Source organism: Bradyrhizobium sp. 142, assembly GCF_023074015.1.
GTDB lineage: Bacteria > Pseudomonadota > Alphaproteobacteria > Rhizobiales > Xanthobacteraceae > Bradyrhizobium.
Genome location: NZ_JADPKQ010000530.1, coordinates 1 through 18,561, shown reverse-complemented (window position 1 = coordinate 18,561; position 18,561 = coordinate 1). Strand labels below are relative to the sequence as shown.

Below are 18,561 nucleotides of genomic sequence, written 5' to 3'. Positions count from 1 at the left end.
GCGGGAGGCAAAGCTTTGCTATATGGGCCACGCCACCATGGAGAACCGGCATGGCTTGGCGGTGGCCGGCATGGTCACGCATGCCAATGGCACCGCCGAGCGCCGAGCCTCGGAGATCATGCTGAAGGCCAAAAGCAAAGCTGCCGGCCGCCGCATCACCGCCGGTGAGGACAAAGCGTACGATACGGCCGATCATGTCGCCAATCTTCGCGCCCTCAACGTGACACCGCATGTGACACAAAACAATGCCGTCACCAAAACCGGCAAAACCCGCAAGAGCGCCATCGACGAACGAACCACGCGGCACCAAGGTTATGGCATGTCGCAATCGCGCCGGGCGATGACCGAGTGCATCTTCGGTTGGGGCAAGCAGCACGGCACCATGCGCAAGACCAAACATCGTGGCATCGGTCGCGTCGCCGCCGACTTCATGCTCAATCTGATCGCCTATAACCTGATCCGCATCCCCAAACTGGTTGCAGCGTAGCCAACCCGGCGTCCAGACCACCAAAGCGCTTCAACTCTCGAACGAATCATCCCAACAATGGGACCCGCGACAGAACAAACGATCAATTTTTTGGGTTTTTCAGCAGACTGCTAAAGCTGATCGGCGTCGACGCCTTCGCTTGCCCCACGAATGGGGCCGACAGGGCTAATGCTCCCGCTCCAAATACGATAGTCCGCTTCGAGATCTTCTTCATAGCCTCCACTCCTCGTCGATCGCGTTCATGAAGATCACGCCGTCATGTTCTGCAGACGTATCGTGCTGTGCCAGGGTATGACCAGCCGCTCGATAAATTCGACGGCGTAGTACAGCACCACCCCAATGGTCAGCAGCATGATAAGCACGCTGAACAATAGACTCGTATCTAAGTTGGCGTTTGCTTGAAGTAACAGATAACCAAGGCCTGCATTTGCACCGACCCATTCGGCAATAACCGCACCAACCACGGAAAACGCGATCGACACCTTCATGCCGGCGAAGATGTTCGGCAGAGCCATGGGAAGCCGAAAGTGCCAGAACGCCTGTAGAGTATTGGCGCGAACAGATCGTGCGAGTTCAATCATCTCGTGCTCGATGCTCCGCAGGCCAACGATGGTTGAGATTAAGACTGGAAAGAAGGCCACCAGAAAGGCAATGACAAGCTTCGGGCCGAGTCCTAGCCCGAACCATACGACGATGAGCGGCGCCAAAGCGACTTTCGGAAAGGTCTGGCTCAGGACCAGCCACGGCATCACCGCGCGTTCCAGGATACGTGATGCGACCAGAACGATTGCGAGCGGTACACCGATTATGATCGATAACAGAAATCCTCCCAACGTGATGTAGATCGTGATCGAGCTATGATGAAGCAAAAACGAGAAATCTTCGCCGATGCGCCGGATCACGTCACCCGGGAGGGGAAGTAGGTAGGGTGGCACCCGGAAAATCTTCACCGCGCTGTACCAGATTACGACTAAGGCGATGAGCGTACCGATGGGGTATAGGCACGATATGATTCGGTTGAGCATCATAGGAGCCCCGAAAACGGCGCCCGTGCACATGCGTAATGCACAAGAGACACCAAATGCGTGAAATCGAATACGGGCAGATGGATTTCTGCCTGGATCCCAGCCGCGTAGGGGGGCAGCAACGAGCATTCCAGGAGGACAGCTCCTATATCGGGAGCTTCGTCGACCAGTCGCTTGGCTGCCGCTACGGCCTCACTCTCGGCTGCGGCAAAATCCAGTGTTTCCCGATCCCCCCAGGCCGTTGCGACGAATTCCGTGCAGCCCTCCATGCCCACAACATGAATCCTGGCAGGGTCGATTGCTGCAGCTCGAAGATGACGTAAGGACAGACTGAGTGCTTCGGCGGTAATCACACCGACGCGGCGATCCTTCTTCAGGGTGGCAGCAATGAACGGGACCAACATCAGCGATGAGGCGAAGACGGGGACGTTGACGACGTCGAGCAAGTGCCGCTGAAAGAGCGCGGCAAAGCCGCAAGACGTGGTAATGGCCTGACAGCCCTGATCCTCGAGGTAGCGAGCGCCGGCGAGCCAAGGCTCGATCTCCTTTCGGAATTCGCGGCTATCCGGATCGAGCGCGGCTAGATCTCGTACGGTTCGGCTTCCCGAAAATCCTTTGACAACATAGTGCATCACAGGGAACGAGAAGGACGTGGCATTCCCAATCGCGCCGGGCGGCCGCGGGAAGCGACCTTCGATCATCAAGATGCCGACCCGATGACCGTAGATGTTGTGCCCTCCCTTGAGCAAGCCCCGTTTCACGGTCGCACCTCTTAGCCCTTGGACAGGAGAACACGTGGAAAGCTAGCGAAACACTCGGCGCCACGCTCGGTCACAGCAAACGTCTCGGAGATCACCAAGCCATATTGCTCCATCCAGATCGCCGGAATGCAATGAAAGGTCATGTTCGGCTCCAGCTCAGTCCGGTCGCCGGCCCGAAGGCTCGCGGTGAGTTCGCCCCAGGTCGGCGGATAACCGATACCGACCGGGTAACCGATTCGGCTGTCCTTCTCGATTCCGTATCGCGAAATCACCGCCCTCCACGATGCGGCGAGTTCTTCACACACCACACCGGGGCGTACTTTCTCAAGCACCGCGTTCAGTCCTTCGGCTATCACGTTGGCGACGAACTCCATTCGCTCGGTCGGCTTCCCAAGGTAGATGCACCGCGAAAGAGGTGAATGATAACGATGCCTGACTCCACCCAGTTCGATATAGAAGAGATCGTTCTTGATGAGGGGCGCGTCGGTCCATGAGAGGTGCGGCGCCGAGCAATACTCGCCCACCATGGCGTTGGGTGGCTTGCATGGAAAAGTTCCGCCGAAGTCGGGCAATCCTGCCGTCGTGACTCGATAGACTTCGGCCATAACGTCGCACTGGCGAACACCGGGCGCCGCCGCGTCGAATGCGGCTTGATGGGCTGCAGCAGCGATGCGGCCGGCTTGGCGCATGAACTCGAGCTCGCGTTCCGACTTCACCATCCGGCAGCCATTAACGAGCAGGAAGGCATCGACGAACTTGCCGTTCGGAAGATGCTTCTTGAGAGTAGAATCCCACTTGGCCGTGTAGTAGTAATCGTCGGTCTCGACCCCGATCGCGCCGCGATCCCATTTTCGGCGCTGAAGTTCCTCGGCTACAAACTGCATCGGGTGAAGGTCGGAGGAGCCGACGTATTCATCCGGATAGGGTACGACATTCGTCTCTGCGAGGAACGCGGTAAACTTCGCTCCAACGGAATCCATTTTCCTGCCGATCCAGATCGGCTCGTCGTGCTGCTGGCTGACCGCGACTATCTGGGGTGTATAAAAAGACCAGCCATCGTAACCGGTGAGCCAGAATTGGTTTGCTGGCGAAGCGACGAGGAGAAGATCAATGCCGCGCTGCGCCATCGATTTTTTTACCCGAGCGACACGCGCCAGGTATTCCGGTTTGTCAAACAATAGCATTGTAGGCCTGTAAGGCTCGTTGAACTTCTCTGAGGGTTGCCGCAGAGAAGCATTGTGTCTAATGAATTCTCCTGCTGAGTTAATAACCAAAGCGTCATGAGACGGCTCAACTTAAGACTGCTTGATGTATTTCGGGTCGTGTTCGAGACACGCAGCGTGACGGCTGCCGCGATGAAGCTCGCCGTCACGCAGCCTGCAATCAGCAAAGCACTGGTCGAGCTGGAGCAGGATGTCGGTTTGGTCCTATTCGGGCGCGAGCGGCGCCGGCTCGTTCCGACAGAAGATGCAGTCCGACTTTACGAGGAGACCACGCGCCTTTTCACACACGTAAAGGTTTTCGAAGACCGGGTCGATGACTTCCGTTCGGGTGAAGCCGGGCGACTATCTATCGGCGTGATTCCCACTTTGGCTGCTTCTATCGTCGTTCAGGCAGCCGATGCTTTGCAACGAAAAGCACCGCATGTGAACCTGAAGGTTATCACAGGATCTCGTGCTGAGGTTATCAAGGCAACGACCCATCATCAGGTCGATCTGGGACTATTGCACGGACCCGTAGCGGACCGCGACTTGCATGCTGAGATGATCGGCGAGAGCGAGATCGTTGCAGCAGTTCATCGTGGCCATGCCTTTGAGAAGTATGATTTTGTCACTCCGCGTGATCTGCAGGACCACCCTCTAATTTGTCTGGATGTCGGCGCACCGGCTAGTCACCTGCTTCGCGAATGTTTCGAAGCGGCGGGCGCCAAGATGCGTGTGGTGATGGAGGCAAATAGCTCGATAGTCGCGTTTGCGGCAGCTAGTTCTGGGCGCTGTATCGCTCTGATTGATCCCTGGCCCAGTTGGGTCGTCCGTGACGATCGGTGCGCGATCGTTAGGTTTCGACCGCTGGTACCTCAACGTATTTCGCTCTTAAGTTCTACGTTTCGACCTCCCTCACGTCTCGCCGAGCTATTCGCCGAGGAACTGAGGCACGAAATGATCAAGGCGGCGGCCTCCACTAATTTTGTGAGGGGAATGGTCAATAGCACCTAGGCGTGCACGATCTCTGCCCAACTGAAATGTTTCAGATCAGATGGAGGTTCACAGTAAACTGCGCTCGGCATAAGGCCCGCGCACCATGTCGATCACTACATCGGCGCCGCCTAGTGTTTGCCTCACTACCTCGACGAAATCCGACTACGGTACTTGATAGTGCGTTCGGCGCCCAGCGCGGCACACGCCTTGCACTTCTCTGCCTGCCGACCGTGGTGAATACCCGCGCTCCAAAGACATGCGCGAGCGAGATCGCGATCGTGCCGATGCCGCTAGCCGCGCGGCGACAGCGATGCACTCGATCTACCGCACTGTGGCTCCATTCGCTATCATCTGGAAGACTGCACAATCGTCAACGGCGGCAAGACTGAACCCCAGAGTTGAAAACTCACCGCGGATGCGCGATCTCGTTATCGCGCAATGAAGGCGGTCACTGCTGGCTTACGCGTCGGGCAAAGTTGGTCTCGGCGGCATTCAGGTGATCGAGGTCAACATCATTCGGCAGAGATGGGTGATGTCGTAGACAGGCAGTTTCGCGGCACGGCGGATTGCCGGCGCGACCAACGGAAACCTCGCGCACTCGAGCAGGATGGCCGCGATATCCGGATGGGCGGAACGGATTCGTGCAAGACTGGCAGTGACATCCTTCTCGACTACGTCGAGTTCGGTGGGCCGCGGCGGACGCTTGAGCGCATTATGCCAAAACTCGCCGCCCTCAACGCCGGCAATTACGATCCTTGCCCGCTCAGACGGACTAACCCCCAGCAGATCGTTATTGCAACAGATCGAATCGTAGGTCAGGAGCGCGATCTTGGCAGCTGGAGGAAGCTGGCGGAGCAATGCCGGCAATAAGATCAGGCTCGATAGCGCTACGGGCACTTTCACCGCAGCGGCCACGGCTGGTTGATGGCGAATAAAAAAACCGCAGCTGGAGCTTATCGCGACAGCCCCTCTCTCGACGAGTCGCCGGGCAGCTGCGATAGCCGCTGGCTCGAGGGTCGGATCGCCGCGGACGGTGTTCTCCACCCAAGCTCCCGCCACGATTTCCGAGATGACAGGAAAATTAAAGGTCGCAGGATTCAAAATCCAGCCGGGTCCTTGCGGCCTTAGCGAGGCCTCTGGGGGTTCAAGATGCAAGATTCCAAGAGAGGGTGGGGATTGCGTCATCGTGGCACAGCGGCTTCGCGACGTAATGGTCGAGGCAGATACTATCGAGCTTCCCGAGTAGGCCGTCGCCGATTTCGATCGAACGTAGCGGAAATTCTGCGTCCGAACGGCAGAGCGCGATCAATATCGCCCACCTTTAGATCGACGGGAGCAAGGGACCTCGAATGCGATTGGCCGGGCGCGGCTGAGCTCTTATCGGTATGTACGCGCAGGACGCCGGCGGCCCTACGTGTAGCGCGCCAGCAGCTTCCTTTGCAACGCATCAATTGGCTCATCTTGGCGGCGCACAAATCATTCTCCAAGGCCAAGCTTTCAGGAATCTCCCATCGGTTCTTAAAAGCGGCTACGTTTGCACTTTCGCCTTACCTGAGAGCTCGACGCGACTGTTGGACCGGCCTCGGATGCAACCAGCCAAGTCCGGATCGAGGCCATCATCGTGGATTTGAAAGTGCGTCGGCAAGGAGGATAGTGAGAGTCTGGAGGAGCCGTTCCCTAGCCGCTCGTTGAGCCCCCTATGCAGGTCCCCGGTCAGTAGCCGCGGCGCAGATCCACTATATTCTTCAGCGCTTCGCCTTTCAGGAATCTCTCGATGTTCTCTGCCAAGATAGAGAATACCCTCTCAGTATAGTTTGCCGCACTTCCGGCCATATGCGGTGTCGCGATGACGTTCGGCAAGTCCCACAGTGGGCTGTCTTGTGGCAGCGGTTCTCGCTCGAACACGTCTAGCATCGCACCGGCGATCGCTCCAGCGCGCAGCGCCTTGATCAGTTCAGCCTCGACAACGACGTTGCCCCGGGCGATGTTGATCAGAAAGGCCTCGCGCCGCATGCGTCCAATCTCGGCCGCGCCGATGAGGCCCACTGTCTCCGCTGTTCCGGGCACGGCTACGACTACGAAATCACAGAGAGGCAGCAAATCCTGAAGGGCGTCGGAAGCGAACAGCTGATCGACACCATTGACAGGAACGGAAATATCTCGCTTCGAACCGACGACCGTCATCGCCGCGCTTTTCGCGCGCCGGGCGATCGTCGTCCCGATCGAGCCTAGCCCGACAACGCCGAGCGTCCTCTCGGCCAACGGCGCGACATAGCGCGGATTCCATTTCCGCTCCGCCTGCTCGCGCAAAAATCTTCGGAAATCCCAATGCAGCATCGTCGCTCCGGCCATCACGTAATCTGCGATGATGTCGCCGTGGATGCCGCGCGCATTGGTCACGGTGATATGACCCACCCTCTCGCGGAGCGGGAAAATCGAATCGACACCGGCGCCGGTGCACTGGAACCAGCGCAGTTTTTTCGCCTGATTGAACACCTCGACGGGAAAGCGAAATGCGAGCAGCGCGTCTGCCTCCCCTATGTACCGTTCGAGCCGGGCGGAGTCCGGCGCCACGATCGCGCGAACCTGTGGGAACCGCTCTCCTATAAGCCGCGCGTAGGACTCGGCGGCAGAATGGTTGAGGACGATGGTAAGCGCAGGGCCTTGACTGGTCATGCTTACGTCTTTCATGTTCAAAGTAGCAGCAGAATTCAACGATGCATGTAAGCTATGCCGGCACACTACTCGATCAGAACGCTTGCATCGTCTGCAGACGGCGAGGCGATACAGACGTCGCCTATGTCGGGCATTGGTTCCGCCGATATGTTCAGCAGCTTCGACGGGAGCTGTAACCCTGAGTTGCTTCGGGGGCAGAGGATGCGCTTCTGAATACCACCCGATGTTCCGACGGCTCTCGTGTCAGACCGCAAACAAGGAGCTTCATCTCTGTCCGCATCACGCCACCGCGCCGCAGCCAACCGCCTGTTGGACCGTAAACAGATCCGAGCTTGGCAGGTATGAGATTCACCTCACCAACAAAACTCGCCATCGTCAGATCCATGCCAGAACGTACCAAAAGGCATGAGAAGACCCGCGAGCGGTCCGACAAAGAGTACCGCGAGAAAGATGCTTGCGGGCAGCAGCAGCCACGCGCGCGGAACGGGCTAACCGACGATAAATGATGCACACGCAGCAACGCGATATCGCTGTCACTGAAATCAATTTGCCCTCCAGGCCAGCCAACGCTCCTGCAGGTAATCTACATTGGTCTTGCCGTCCGGGCGTTTCGCCGTAAGCCAGGCGAGATTCTCGGTGATACACTTCGAAGCATTCTCGGGATTGATGTTCAGCAGCGCGATCAAGTCGGCTGGCAGGTAGGTGAGTTGATTTGTGTTTGGCCCAGGATAGCCGGTGCCCAGCGTCCACCCGGCCGCAATCTGCGCCCCGTTCAAGAAGGCGATCAGCTTTTGCGCATTCGCTGTGTTGGGCCCCCCCTTCAAAATTACCCCGTAGTTGTATCTGAGGTAGGCGCCGTCCCAGACAATCGTTATCGGTGCGCCCTGGCGGATCGCGGCGATGGCACGGCCGTCGTACGCGGTGGTTATAGCGTACTCTCGGTTGATGAGGAGTTGAGGCGCTTCTCCGCCGGCCGTCCACCACTTGGTAATATGCGGCTTGATCTCGTTGAGCTTTTCGAATGCGCGATCTAGCTTGTCATCAGTGAGCGGCCAGATATCCTTCTTTGCGACACCGGCGGCGAGGAGTGCAGACACCATATTACGCGTAGCCTCGGGGGCGAAGAGGCCCCGAGGTCCCGGAAATTTTTTGACGTTCCAAAAATCCGCCCAGTTTTGCGGACCGCCATCGGGAAAAGCGCGCTGGTCATAAGCCATCACCATTCCGACCCCGTATATCGCGACTGCGTCTATGAGACGAGTGTGTTGCGGCGTGCCCACGAGCGACTTTTCATCCCAGAGACTGTAGTCAATCGGCACGAACATCCCGGCTTCGTGCATTGCTGGATAGTTCTGCGCCACCAGATAGGCGATGTCCCAGTCGACGCGGCCGGTCTTGTGCATCGCGTTGACCTGGGGTTCAGCAAAATCGGCCACAACGTCTACGACTTTTATTCCTGTCGCCCTCGTGAACGGCTCGTAAACATATCGCCGAACGCCTTCAGTGAAAGAGCCACCAAAGCTATAAACTACGACTTCGCCGCTGCCTCCGAGCTTTTCCTGTGCAAAGGCGGTGGTCGTCCGCGCAATCGCGGGGATGGTCATTGCGGCGGCAGCACCCAGGAGGGCGCGGCGACTCAAGCCGGACTGTTGACGTCCACCATTTATCGAGTCGGTCATGGCAAACCTACCTTTCGTTGTTTCCTTCCAAACCGATCGCAGCAAGCGAGCGGGCTTTACCTCTAGCGAAAAGCCGTCCTCTTTTGTTGGTCGAAGAATGTCTTGAAACCGCCCCCAAAGGCAGCGCGAAACAAAGCCGCCTCATTCAGAGCCGAATTGTAGGGACAAAAATGCGCGCGCAGTTCTGGGCCAAGCGCGCTGATCCGTTCGTGGCCGCCGTGGAATTGCCACCATAGCTGACGAACAACACGCGCTGACGACCTCGATATCGGGTCGCAACAGCGATGACCGCCATCATCAATCAGTCGTTCCCGATAGAGTCGGAATTGGGCTTCAACGGGAATCGGCGTTCCGAGAGATTTGCAAGGTGACATTGAATACGCACTCTGCGCTGGCATGTAAGACGCTGGGCGCCGAATACGTGTCATTTACGAGTGCCTTCCCCGTTTCCAACGGCCCCGAGGGCCTAGCCACCACGCTTCTTGCGTCGCGAAATGCAGTCAACGGCACGGCATTAAACACATGCAAGCCGATTGCCGTCAGGAGTTGCTGCGCGAGATCATGTCAGACGGACAACTATCAATCGTCTGAAGCTGTCGGTATGACGGGCCGTTTCTCTGCGCGCTCGCGCGCGCCATCCCCTCCGAGTGCAAAGGCTCTAGCTAGCGTTCCAGGTGCTACATCGTCTTGTGTTCAGCGCTCTGATTGCTCGTCCTCAACTCGTGAGCTGGTTCAAAGCCGTTCTCAGTGACCTGGCGCAGAATGCCGCCGCGGGGCGCTCGCCATCGACGGTTGTGCGATGCATAAGGCGAATGGAGTTTGGATCGAACGCATCGCGGCGATGCATGAGGCACCGATTATCCCACAGAAGCATGTCACCTGGCCTCCACTCTTGGCACCAGATATCGCTACGATCCGTGGCGTGTTGCCACAGTTCGTCCAGCAACTCTTTAGCCTCCTGCTGCTTCATCCCAGGAATTGATTGATAGGCACGACCGCTACCAAGGTAGAGGCAGGGCTTTCCCGAATCTGTATGCCGCCGAACAATCGGGTGATCAACGCCCTGCCAAGTCTCGAAGTCTGATGAGGATGGGCGACTTTTGCCGAGACGAACCTCGTGGTAGGTATCCAGCACGGATTGATGGTGGATGTTCAGCCCACGCAATCGCGCCTTCATCGAATCAGGGAGGCTAGCGAATGCTGTGTACATGTTGGAGAAATATGTATTGCCTCCCGCCGCCGGCAACTCTACTGCGCGCAGGATGGCTGCAGACGGCGGTCGCTCCACGTACCACATATCGGTATGCCAAGTTACCTCACCGTCTCCAAGATCCCCGGCACCCTTGTTGCTGATAACAAGGATTTCTGGAAAACGCTCGTGTTTGCCTTTCGTCTGCTTTATCGGATAGGACACAGGACCTAGTGCTTTGGTGAAAGCAACCTGCTCGGCATCACCGATCGGCACATTGCGGAAGCGCAGCACCGGGTATTTCGTCCATGCGGCACGCAATTCCCTCACCACTTGATCGTCGATTGCGCGGAATGGGAAATCCCCAATTTCTCCGACGAAGTCCGGAACAAGCTCCTCGACCACCAAGCGCGTCATCCCTGGATCTCCTCGTATTAGCGGGTCCAAAAATTCGTCGGGAAGGCTATTCTTGTTTTTTCAACCCTAGCTCTCCCTCAACATCGATTTGATGCAACTTCGCTGCCTCCTTGCTGAAATCCTGCGTCTTCGCGCCATTTTTGCCGGCCCTCAACGTCTCACTTTGCTGGACTCAATGGGATGAGTACTTGTCCGGAGTGACCGCGGCCCTCCTCTGAACAGTGGAGACCGCTTGAGCCAGACGCAGATTTGGCAAGTCCAATGGCTGTCGTTCTAAGCGACTTCCCGCCCGGAATCGGTTGGCCTGTTCGATCGACCAGCTTTGTGGCTGGTGTGCTATATCGGCTCACCAACGGTCGGCTCAAAATCATAGGCCGATAGCTAAAGAGTAACCCCATAAAACGACTCGTTCATCTCTATGCGGCGTCTCGCAAAGGACGAACTGGCACCGCAGGTGCGCAAAATCGAGGACTAGCGTTCGGACTGCCGCCGGGTCGAGCAAGCATTTGCCGGCTCACCCTTGACTATTTCACGAACAGCGTTCGCGGCGTCGACGTCAAGGGCTCGTGCCCGGCGTCTGTAACAGCGAAAGATTGGGTGATGGTGATCCCGACATCATCGAGCCATAGGCCCGGCATCATATGAAAGACCATGCCAGGTCGGAGGACAGTTTCATCTCCCTTGCGCAGACTGGCAGTTCGCTCTCCGACCGCAGGCGGAAATCCCACTCCAATCGAATAGCCGAGCCTGGCTTCCTTCTTAAGGCCGTGCCGCGCGAGAGTCTGGCTAAAGCCCGCCTCGACCTCGGAGCATGTGCGACCAGGTCGTACACTCTCGAGACCGGCATTCAAAGCCTCGACAGCGATCTCCGCGAGTTCTTGATAGCTGCGAGCAGGCTTTCCGAGCGAGACCGTGCGGCTGAGAGGGACCTGGTAGCGATGCCGCACTCCGGAAAGCTCGAGATTGAGCACCGTTGACGAAGCGAGCGGCTCGTCAGTCCAATGAGCATGTGGCGCGATTGCGCGTTCACCAATGCAAATGTTTGGGGGCGAGCAGCTATAGGACCCTCCAAAATCGGGCGTGCCCGAAATCATTTGGTGGTAGGCGGCAGCCGCAACATCGCATTCACGCACGCCCGGCCCTATTACATCTATTGCCCTCCGCATCATCGCGTCGGCGATGCAGCCGGCTTGGCGCATGAGAGCAATTTCAGCCGGGCTCTTTACAATCCGGATCCAGTTAACCAGCAAGTCCGCATCTACAAAGTTAGCGAGCGGTAGCGCTCGAACAAGATCAGCATGTGCACGCGCGGAATAGTAATAGCCTCCCATTTCTACACCAATCCTCGCTTTTTCACCCCCCAGTTCCTTTGCTAGGCCGGCCATGAAGTCGTATGGCGATAGGGTCGATTGTACATAGCGATCAGGGTAGGCTCTGATGTTATCGTCTGCGAGATAAGTGGTCATTAACGCCGACACACGGTCCATGAACCTCCCAACCCATATGGGTTCGTCGTGATTGAGCGCGACTATCACCATTTGAGGAGTGTAGAATGAGAAGGCGTTGTAGCCGGTCAGATAGTTTTGGTTTGGAGGCTCCGAGAGGAAAAGGATATCGATGCCCCGCTTGGCCATCTCTTTTTTTGCAGCCGCTAGGCGCGCCGCAAACTCGGCCCGCTCGAAATGCAATTCCTTCTTCATATTGATGAACCTCCGGGTGTTAATCGGCTAATCCGCACTGTCTTTCCGGAAATAGCAGGATTTATTCTTTTATCCGCTATGCTCGACGTGCTTCGGTTGCGCGCCGAGAACATAGCCGAGCCTTTGTATTTCGTTCTCTGAGCGGAGCGTGCACGCTGACCCCCTGCAGCCCTCGTCCACCACGCTTTCAATGGCGACTGGTTTCGCCTTTCTCTCCTACTCTGTCGGCCTGCGGATGCTTGTCTTTGCGAAGCTGAGCCGCTTCACTTACGTAGCGGCCCGAGTGTTCTCTGGTTACGCTTAACGCAGCTCGTTACCTCCCTAAGCCTGAGGCTCGATCTCGGCGGGGCTGCTCTTCCCCTGCCGGGGCGGAGCGGCCTACTTCACGCTTGCGAGCCGGATTGTGTCATTGCGCACCGCAGCAACCAGCAAAATAGTCAGGCGTCAGCATAACTCGTGGCTCGCGGCAAAAACCAACATCAGCCACCGGGAAGGCCACCGAATTTCCGCGGCCTTAAGGGATCTTTCGCAGCAATTATGCACCAGCTATCTTCTATGTATTCGATCAACGAAGAAGTGACTGTTGGATCGGGAGAGAAGCAGCCATGGGGAATACGGTGCGAGCTTCATCGAATACGCAAGTCAACCGTGATCACTTAGACTCGGTGCGGGGTCAAATCGGGTTTGCCAGGCGCACGTCGGAGGAAACTGGTCCTGAAGCTGTTACGCCCGGCCTCGACCAGCCAATGCTCACGTATGACGTCGCAATCCGCAATGGGCGTCCGATTGCGAATGAACTATCTCTCGATCGTGAGGGGTTCACTCTAATTCAGCACAAAATTTCCTGTGCAACCGGTGGCGGTCTCGAGGTTCTCCAGAATAGCTATCTGAAGGAGATGGTTCCCTTCATCAAGAACTACTTCAATGCGTCCTGGGTCGTGCCGCAACTGCACGGCGGGATCTTTATATATTCTGACGAGGGACACTCCGTTCTTCCTACCCAGGTAGTGAAGGACCATGGTGAAGTGATAGGGCATCCAGCTGCATATGCTCACATTGACTACTCGCCCATTGCCGGGCCTATGATTGCAGCGCGTGAGAACCAACTGCAGGGCGTTCAGATTCGGCCCTATTCTCGGTTGCTGGTGATTCAAGCTTGGCATGTTCTCTCGCCGATCCCACAAGATTCCTCTTCAGCGTTCTGCGATGGCGCTTCCGTTTTTGACACTGATCTTGCCGCAGCGGCCTATGGCAGAGATGGCGTGTCCCATAAGACTTGGCTTCTTCACTACAATCCCTTTCAACGCTGGTACTACTTTCCGAAGATGACCCAGGGAGAGTTCGTTCTGTCCAAGGGCTACGATTCCGAGGACAATTGGAATCCGAGATCGGCTCACTCAGCGTTTGTTGATCGTCGCGCCGAGCCCGATGTAAACCCTGGTGAGAGTATCGAGGCTCGTTTCTTTGTGTACTACGACTGAGCAGGCGAAATTGCTTCAGCCGGACTTGGTCGCAGCTCAAGGTCAAGAAGGCTTGCAGGACGCGACGGTCCACTTGAAGCGGAGGAGTTCGTTGGATGACCACAGTACTGATCACGGGCGCGAACCGGGGGCTCGGGCTCGCTCTCGCGCAGCAATATGCAGCTGATGGAGCTGAGGTGATCGTCTGCTGCCGCGAACCGGCGCGAGCCGATGCACTAAAGGAACTTGCGGCGTCGTTTGGCGATCGCGTGCGGATCATGCAGCTCGACGTGGCCGACGAATCTTCGATTACCTCCCTCAAGCGAATGCTCGCCGATAAGCCGATCGATATCCTCATCAACAATGCGGGAATCAACGGCCTCTCGGTGAACGAGATCGAGGCAGAGGGCTGGATGACCACGATGCGCGTCAACGCTCTAGCTCCGATGCTCATTGCGCAGGCTCTACGAGATAACTTGAGGCGCGGCTCTGAGAAGAAGCTGGTGGCGATTGCCAGCATCTTGGGCTCCACCAGCAGCGCCGGCGGTGGCAAGTACGCCTATCGGGCTTCCAAGGCGGCTCTCAACAACGGCATGCGCGCGCTGTCGAGAGACTGGGCCTCTGACGGGATCCTCGTAGGGATACTGAACCCCGGTTGGGCGCGGACAAAGATGGGCGGCGATGACGGCTTTATCTCGCCCGAGGAGAGCGCTCGCGGCCTGATCAGCCGCATCGCCGAACTCACGCCCGCAACGAGTGGCGTTTTTCAGGATTACCGGAGAGGCGTGACGATCCGTTGGTGAGCCTCCGTCATCATCGCCAGCACTTCGCGAAACAGTCCTGCCGGCTCGCGTTGGTTCACCCCCGGTCAGAGGGCGCTGAGGCTCCGCTTCATCGCCAGCATCTGCTCTTGAACTGTGGCGCGTTACGGCACCCCGGCGATTTGCGCGCCCACGGAAGTCGCTGGGCGGGAGCGACGGTTGGATCGTTGATACCAAAGCCGATGGTCTGATTTCCCGCGCAGCGCGACCATCCGTTTGGTGGTGCCGGTCCGGGTTGGAGACCCGAGCAGGCCTAGCCAGATTCGGGGGCTGGATCACGAGCAGCCGGTCCCCGCTCAGCGAGCCTCACCTCGAGGACGCAAGCTGCGGTTGGACAACCGCATGCTCTCGCTGCCTGTTTGGAAAGAAGCTAAGTGCGTTCCCGCGCATGATCCGCTCGATGAGGTCGGGCGTTTCCTCGCAGGCGATCCAGCCTTCGGCGACCAGCTCCGAAAGCGCCCGCGCGATACCCTGGCGCGCGATGACGGCGTGGCCATAGACTGGCTCGACCGCGACGTGATCTCCACCGAAGGTGAAAATCTTGTTGGCCGGAACGGCCATCAGAAACTCCTTTAGGAAGCGGACACTCGCCGCCGGATTGATAATCCATGCCCAACACATATCAATCGCCGCGTTCGGATAGTGTTTAGCCAACGCAATGAACTCCTCCTGGTACGGATAGCCGATATGCATCAGAACGAACTGGACCTCGGGAAAGTCCTGTAACAGGCGACAGAGATCTGCAGCGTTGTCGCGAATGCGGCTGAGCTCCATTTTGCCACCGCCAGCTAGGTACCCGGTGTGCAGTTTGACGGGGAGACCGTACTCGCCGGCCTTACTGACGCAGTAACGGAACAGAAAATCCTGCAGCGCTTTAAGGTCCTCCGAACCCAGCGAATGGCTCCGTGTACCGATGTGGTGCAAAAACAGTCGCGCCGCATGCGCCTTAGCAACCGGCGCGAAATCGAGCGCGCGCGAATAGGCAATCGCGCATTTCACCGCCACGGCTTTAGGGCCATACGAGGCGAAATAGAAGTCGATGACATCGAGCCATTCCTCGAGGGTTGTCGGCTGTTTGCCTGTTTCAGCCTTCACGCGAGCAAAGTCGGCCGGGCTGCACCGCATGAAATCTCTGATGTTGAGATCTTGCGCGAGCAAGACCGGCTGCTCGCTTTCCATGAAGATGCGTTGTACAGAATTAACTTGGCAGCTCTCGATATTCGCACGACGCAGGATGGCGCCGTAGAAGCCAGGCTGAACTGTCTCGCGGTATTTTTCAGCAATGTGTGGCAGGCTCTCGGCAGTTAAGTCGTCCACGCCGTACAGCCCCCGAAGCGTATGGCGCAGCGCCAGAGCATAGCCGGAGTGGCGGATGCGATCCCAGTATGGTGCCACAAGCCTGTATTTTGTCTCACTCGAAAGATCCCGGCCGTGGAACTTTCGCAGATCAGCGTCTGGCATTCCTGCAACCGCCAGATCGTTCGCAACGTACTCCCCAAAAAGGTAGGCCCAGTCATCGCATGGCAGCCACTGATCGAGCGCACCGGACAGGCGCAGGCTTTCTTCGATGAGATGTTCGTGGGTATCGACGAACGGCGTCTGCTCGACCGATTCCGTAATCTGATGGTCGGACTTCATCATTGTTTTTACTCGCCCGCTGATCTCTCTGATTCCTAACGTTACTCGCCCTCTTAGCTAAGACTGGCCAAGATCGGCTCGGGAAGGGCCGTAATTCTGCATTAAATTGGAGAGTTCGAAGCTTTTCAGCCGCGAAACGGCAGGGACCTGGCGCCCCCCAGCGAAGCCTTGCGCCGCAGCTAGTTCCTGCTGTTCAATAGCAAGCGATCAGGCTCTGGTCAGCGTTGACAAACATGTCGGGACCTCAATCGTCTAGCGCGAGCGGTGTGCATGTCTACTCCGCCCAACAAACTGGAAAACTCGCCTACGGCCCGGCTCCTCGGCCGCTTTCCAAACAGCCGGAGTGATGGCGAGAGCCCGAGACAGATCCCGCTCACCCTCCGATGGAGCACCCATCCTCAGGTCACCGGCGCGGGATTGAACAGCGCCAGATCGTTGTGAATGCCCCAGTGATCGGCCCAGGGCTTAAGGCGTCCACTGGCGACATCGAGGATCATGCGGAACAGCTCCCAACCAGCCTCCTCGATCGTCATTTCGTTGGTCGCGATACGTCCGGCGTCGAAGTCAATCAAATCCTTCCAACGCCGCGCCAGCTCGCTGCGGGTGGCCACCTTAATGACCGGCGCGGCTTGCAAGCCGTAAGGCGTACCGCGGCCTGTCGTGAATACATGGACTGTCATACCAGCCGCGAGCTGTAGCGTGCCGCAGACGAAATCGCCGGCTGGGGTCGCCGCAAACAACATTCCCTTTGTATTTGCCTTCTCGCCAGGCGCGAGCACGCCGGAAATCGGGCTCGATCCCGATTTGACGTAAGAGCCGAGCGCTTTTTCGACGATGTTAGCAAGCCCGCCTTTTTTGTTGCCCGGCGTAGTATTGGCACTGCGGTCAGTACCGCCGCGGGTCAGATATGCGTCGTACCAGGCCATCTCGCGCACAAGCGCGAGGCCGACGTCTCGATTGATGGCACGCCGTGTCATGAACTGGATGGCGTCGCGCACTTCTGTGACTTCGGAGAACATCACGGTGGCGCCGGCCCGAACGAGCAGATCTGCGGCAAAGCCAACGGCGGGATTGGCGGTCACTCCCGAGAACGCATCGCTGCCGCCGCATTGCAGGCCGACGACAAGCTCAGACGCGGGACATGTCTCGCGCTGACGTTGATTGAGGACAGTAAGCCGCGCCTCGGCCATCTTTATTATGCCATCGACGATCGCACGAAATCCGACAAAGGCTTCGTCTTGCATGCGGACAATCGAGTTCTCGGCACCCTCGGGCACCAACCGTTCAGGGGCAAGCTTTTCACAGCCGAGGCCCACGACCATGACTTCGCCGCCAAAATTCGGATTGAGGGCCAGGTTCTGCAGTGTACGGATTGGCACGAGCGCCTCCGGCGTGTTGAACGCAGCACCACAACCGAAAGCATGGGTAAGCGCGACGACATCGTTGACATTGGGATATTTGGGAAGGAGCTCGGAGCGAATCCTCTTGACGGCATATTCGACCGTCCCGCGTACGCATTGCACGGAGGTAGAGATGGCGAGGATATTCTTCGTGCCGACCGAGCCGTCCGGATTGCGATACCCTTCGAAGGTGTAGCCCTCGAGCGGGGGCAGTGCCGGCGGCAGCGAGGTTGCGATCTCAAGATTGTCGAGCGAGGGTGCTTCCGGCATGCGAATTCGAGCCTCATCCACCCATTCGCCGGCACGGATCGCCGAGACGGCATACCCGATGATCTCGCCATAGCGCAGAATCGGAGCACCTTCCGCAATATCGACCAGCGCAGTCTTGTGCCCCTGTGGGACAAAGCTCTTGAGCTCCAGACCGCATGCGAAACGCGAGCCGGCAGGTAGGCCGAAATCATTGACGACAATCGCGACATTATCGCGCGCGTTAAGCTTGATGTAGCGGGGTTCCGCGACAGTCGAATGTGTCATGCGAAGACAGTCCTCTATTATCGAAATGGACGTAGGGGAATTGATAGCGGGACCACGTTGTCGAGTGAGGCGCCGCGTTCACCCGCGTCGGTGCTGCAGCATTTGCAGCCGCCCAAGACTGGCCGCCTGCATGGGCGTGGAAGAGCGCAACCCGGTCCAGACCCAAACCGTCGGCGCACGAAAAAGACCTCAGGCTTGATTTGTTTTAGGGATTATCTCGACATTGTTTATGCAATTAGCTGCGTCTTTAGGCCGAAATCCGGCATCTGACCGACCTACTTCGATCAATTCCGACCGCCTGTGTTCCACCAAGAGCTGGTCCCGCTTGTCTGAACAGACTTTCCGCGTCGATAAGTGGAGCCTCTGCCGAGATTAGGCCGCCACGCGGAGCGGCGGAAGGTTGAAGTAGGCTTGATCCGGGGTCATGTCGTCAAGGCTCGAATGGGGCCTTCGTGCGTTGTAGAAGTCGAGATACCGGCCGATCGAATGTCGCGCCTCGCCGACGGTTTCGTAGGCTCGCAGATAGACCTCCTCGTATTTAACGCTGCGCCATAGCCGCTCGACGAAGACGTTGTC

The 18,561-nt window shown here is 57.7% G+C and carries 16 protein-coding genes; 4 read left to right on the top strand and 12 right to left on the bottom strand.

Annotated elements, in window-relative coordinates; translation table 11 throughout:
- Window positions 1–22: 22 nt before the first annotated feature.
- On the top strand, window positions 23–487 hold the full coding sequence (locus IVA82_RS47170; protein WP_247493992.1) for a transposase: 465 nt from the start codon (window positions 23–25) through the stop codon (window positions 485–487).
- Between the two features lie 82 nt (window positions 488–569).
- On the opposite strand, the gene IVA82_RS48755 is transcribed toward IVA82_RS47170, so the two are convergent.
- The 4 genes from IVA82_RS48755 to IVA82_RS47155 all read right to left on the bottom strand — a co-directional run bounded on the left by IVA82_RS48755 (window position 570) and on the right by IVA82_RS47155 (window position 3,457).
- On the bottom strand, window positions 570–701 hold the full coding sequence (locus IVA82_RS48755) for a hypothetical protein (RefSeq protein ID WP_256469849.1): 132 nt from the start codon (window positions 699–701) through the stop codon (window positions 570–572).
- A gap of 34 nt (window positions 702–735) precedes the next feature.
- Complete coding sequence (locus IVA82_RS47165; RefSeq protein WP_247493991.1) at window positions 736–1,437, bottom strand: ABC transporter permease; 702 nt, start codon at window positions 1,435–1,437, stop codon at window positions 736–738.
- Window positions 1,438–1,511: 74 nt separating this feature from the next.
- The gene (locus IVA82_RS47160) at window positions 1,512–2,273 is read right to left on the bottom strand and encodes an aspartate/glutamate racemase family protein (RefSeq protein ID WP_247493990.1); all 762 of its coding nucleotides are present in this window, start codon (window positions 2,271–2,273) and stop codon (window positions 1,512–1,514) included.
- An 11-nt stretch (window positions 2,274–2,284) separates the two neighbouring features.
- Window positions 2,285–3,457: a Xaa-Pro peptidase family protein gene (locus tag IVA82_RS47155; RefSeq protein WP_247493989.1), complete on the bottom strand. Its 1,173-nt coding sequence runs from the start codon at window positions 3,455–3,457 to the stop codon at window positions 2,285–2,287.
- Between the two features lie 96 nt (window positions 3,458–3,553).
- Between IVA82_RS47155 and IVA82_RS47150 the strand changes: the two genes are divergently transcribed.
- The gene (locus IVA82_RS47150) at window positions 3,554–4,489 is read left to right on the top strand and encodes a LysR family transcriptional regulator (protein ID WP_247493988.1); all 936 of its coding nucleotides are present in this window, start codon (window positions 3,554–3,556) and stop codon (window positions 4,487–4,489) included.
- A gap of 474 nt (window positions 4,490–4,963) precedes the next feature.
- Here IVA82_RS47150 and IVA82_RS47145 read toward each other — a convergent pair whose 3' ends face one another.
- The 5 genes from IVA82_RS47145 to IVA82_RS47125 all read right to left on the bottom strand — a co-directional run bounded on the left by IVA82_RS47145 (window position 4,964) and on the right by IVA82_RS47125 (window position 12,132).
- Complete coding sequence (locus IVA82_RS47145; RefSeq protein WP_247493987.1) at window positions 4,964–5,572, bottom strand: hypothetical protein; 609 nt, start codon at window positions 5,570–5,572, stop codon at window positions 4,964–4,966.
- 612 nt (window positions 5,573–6,184) lie between these two features.
- On the bottom strand, window positions 6,185–7,147 hold the full coding sequence (locus tag IVA82_RS47140; protein WP_247493986.1) for a D-2-hydroxyacid dehydrogenase: 963 nt from the start codon (window positions 7,145–7,147) through the stop codon (window positions 6,185–6,187).
- 542 nt (window positions 7,148–7,689) lie between these two features.
- Complete coding sequence (locus tag IVA82_RS47135; RefSeq protein ID WP_247493985.1) at window positions 7,690–8,826, bottom strand: ABC transporter substrate-binding protein; 1,137 nt, start codon at window positions 8,824–8,826, stop codon at window positions 7,690–7,692.
- 715 nt (window positions 8,827–9,541) lie between these two features.
- Window positions 9,542–10,432 carry a TauD/TfdA family dioxygenase gene (locus IVA82_RS47130; protein ID WP_247493984.1) on the bottom strand — a complete coding sequence of 297 codons (891 nt, stop codon included), beginning with the start codon at window positions 10,430–10,432 and terminating at the stop codon, window positions 9,542–9,544.
- 524 nt (window positions 10,433–10,956) lie between these two features.
- Window positions 10,957–12,132 carry a Xaa-Pro peptidase family protein gene (locus IVA82_RS47125; RefSeq protein WP_247493983.1) on the bottom strand — a complete coding sequence of 392 codons (1,176 nt, stop codon included), beginning with the start codon at window positions 12,130–12,132 and terminating at the stop codon, window positions 10,957–10,959.
- A gap of 605 nt (window positions 12,133–12,737) precedes the next feature.
- Between IVA82_RS47125 and IVA82_RS47120 the strand changes: the two genes are divergently transcribed.
- Together IVA82_RS47120 and IVA82_RS47115 are read left to right on the top strand one after the other, a co-directional pair.
- Complete coding sequence (locus IVA82_RS47120) at window positions 12,738–13,613, top strand: CmcJ/NvfI family oxidoreductase (RefSeq protein ID WP_247493982.1); 876 nt, start codon at window positions 12,738–12,740, stop codon at window positions 13,611–13,613.
- Between the two features lie 95 nt (window positions 13,614–13,708).
- Complete coding sequence (locus IVA82_RS47115; RefSeq protein ID WP_247493981.1) at window positions 13,709–14,395, top strand: SDR family oxidoreductase; 687 nt, start codon at window positions 13,709–13,711, stop codon at window positions 14,393–14,395.
- 324 nt (window positions 14,396–14,719) lie between these two features.
- Here the strand turns inward: IVA82_RS47115 and IVA82_RS47110 are convergent, their stop codons facing one another.
- The 3 genes from IVA82_RS47110 to IVA82_RS47100 form a co-directional block, all read right to left on the bottom strand.
- Window positions 14,720–16,054 (bottom strand): amidohydrolase family protein, encoded by a 1,335-nt coding sequence (locus IVA82_RS47110; protein WP_247493980.1) that lies wholly within the window; start codon window positions 16,052–16,054, stop codon window positions 14,720–14,722.
- A 395-nt stretch (window positions 16,055–16,449) separates the two neighbouring features.
- A complete protein-coding gene (gene garD / locus IVA82_RS47105; protein ID WP_247493979.1) occupies window positions 16,450–17,985 on the bottom strand; it encodes a galactarate dehydratase in 1,536 nt (511 codons plus the stop codon).
- A gap of 372 nt (window positions 17,986–18,357) precedes the next feature.
- Window positions 18,358–18,561 (bottom strand): integrase core domain-containing protein (locus IVA82_RS47100; RefSeq protein ID WP_247493420.1); only part of this gene is annotated, 204 nt, incomplete at its 5' end.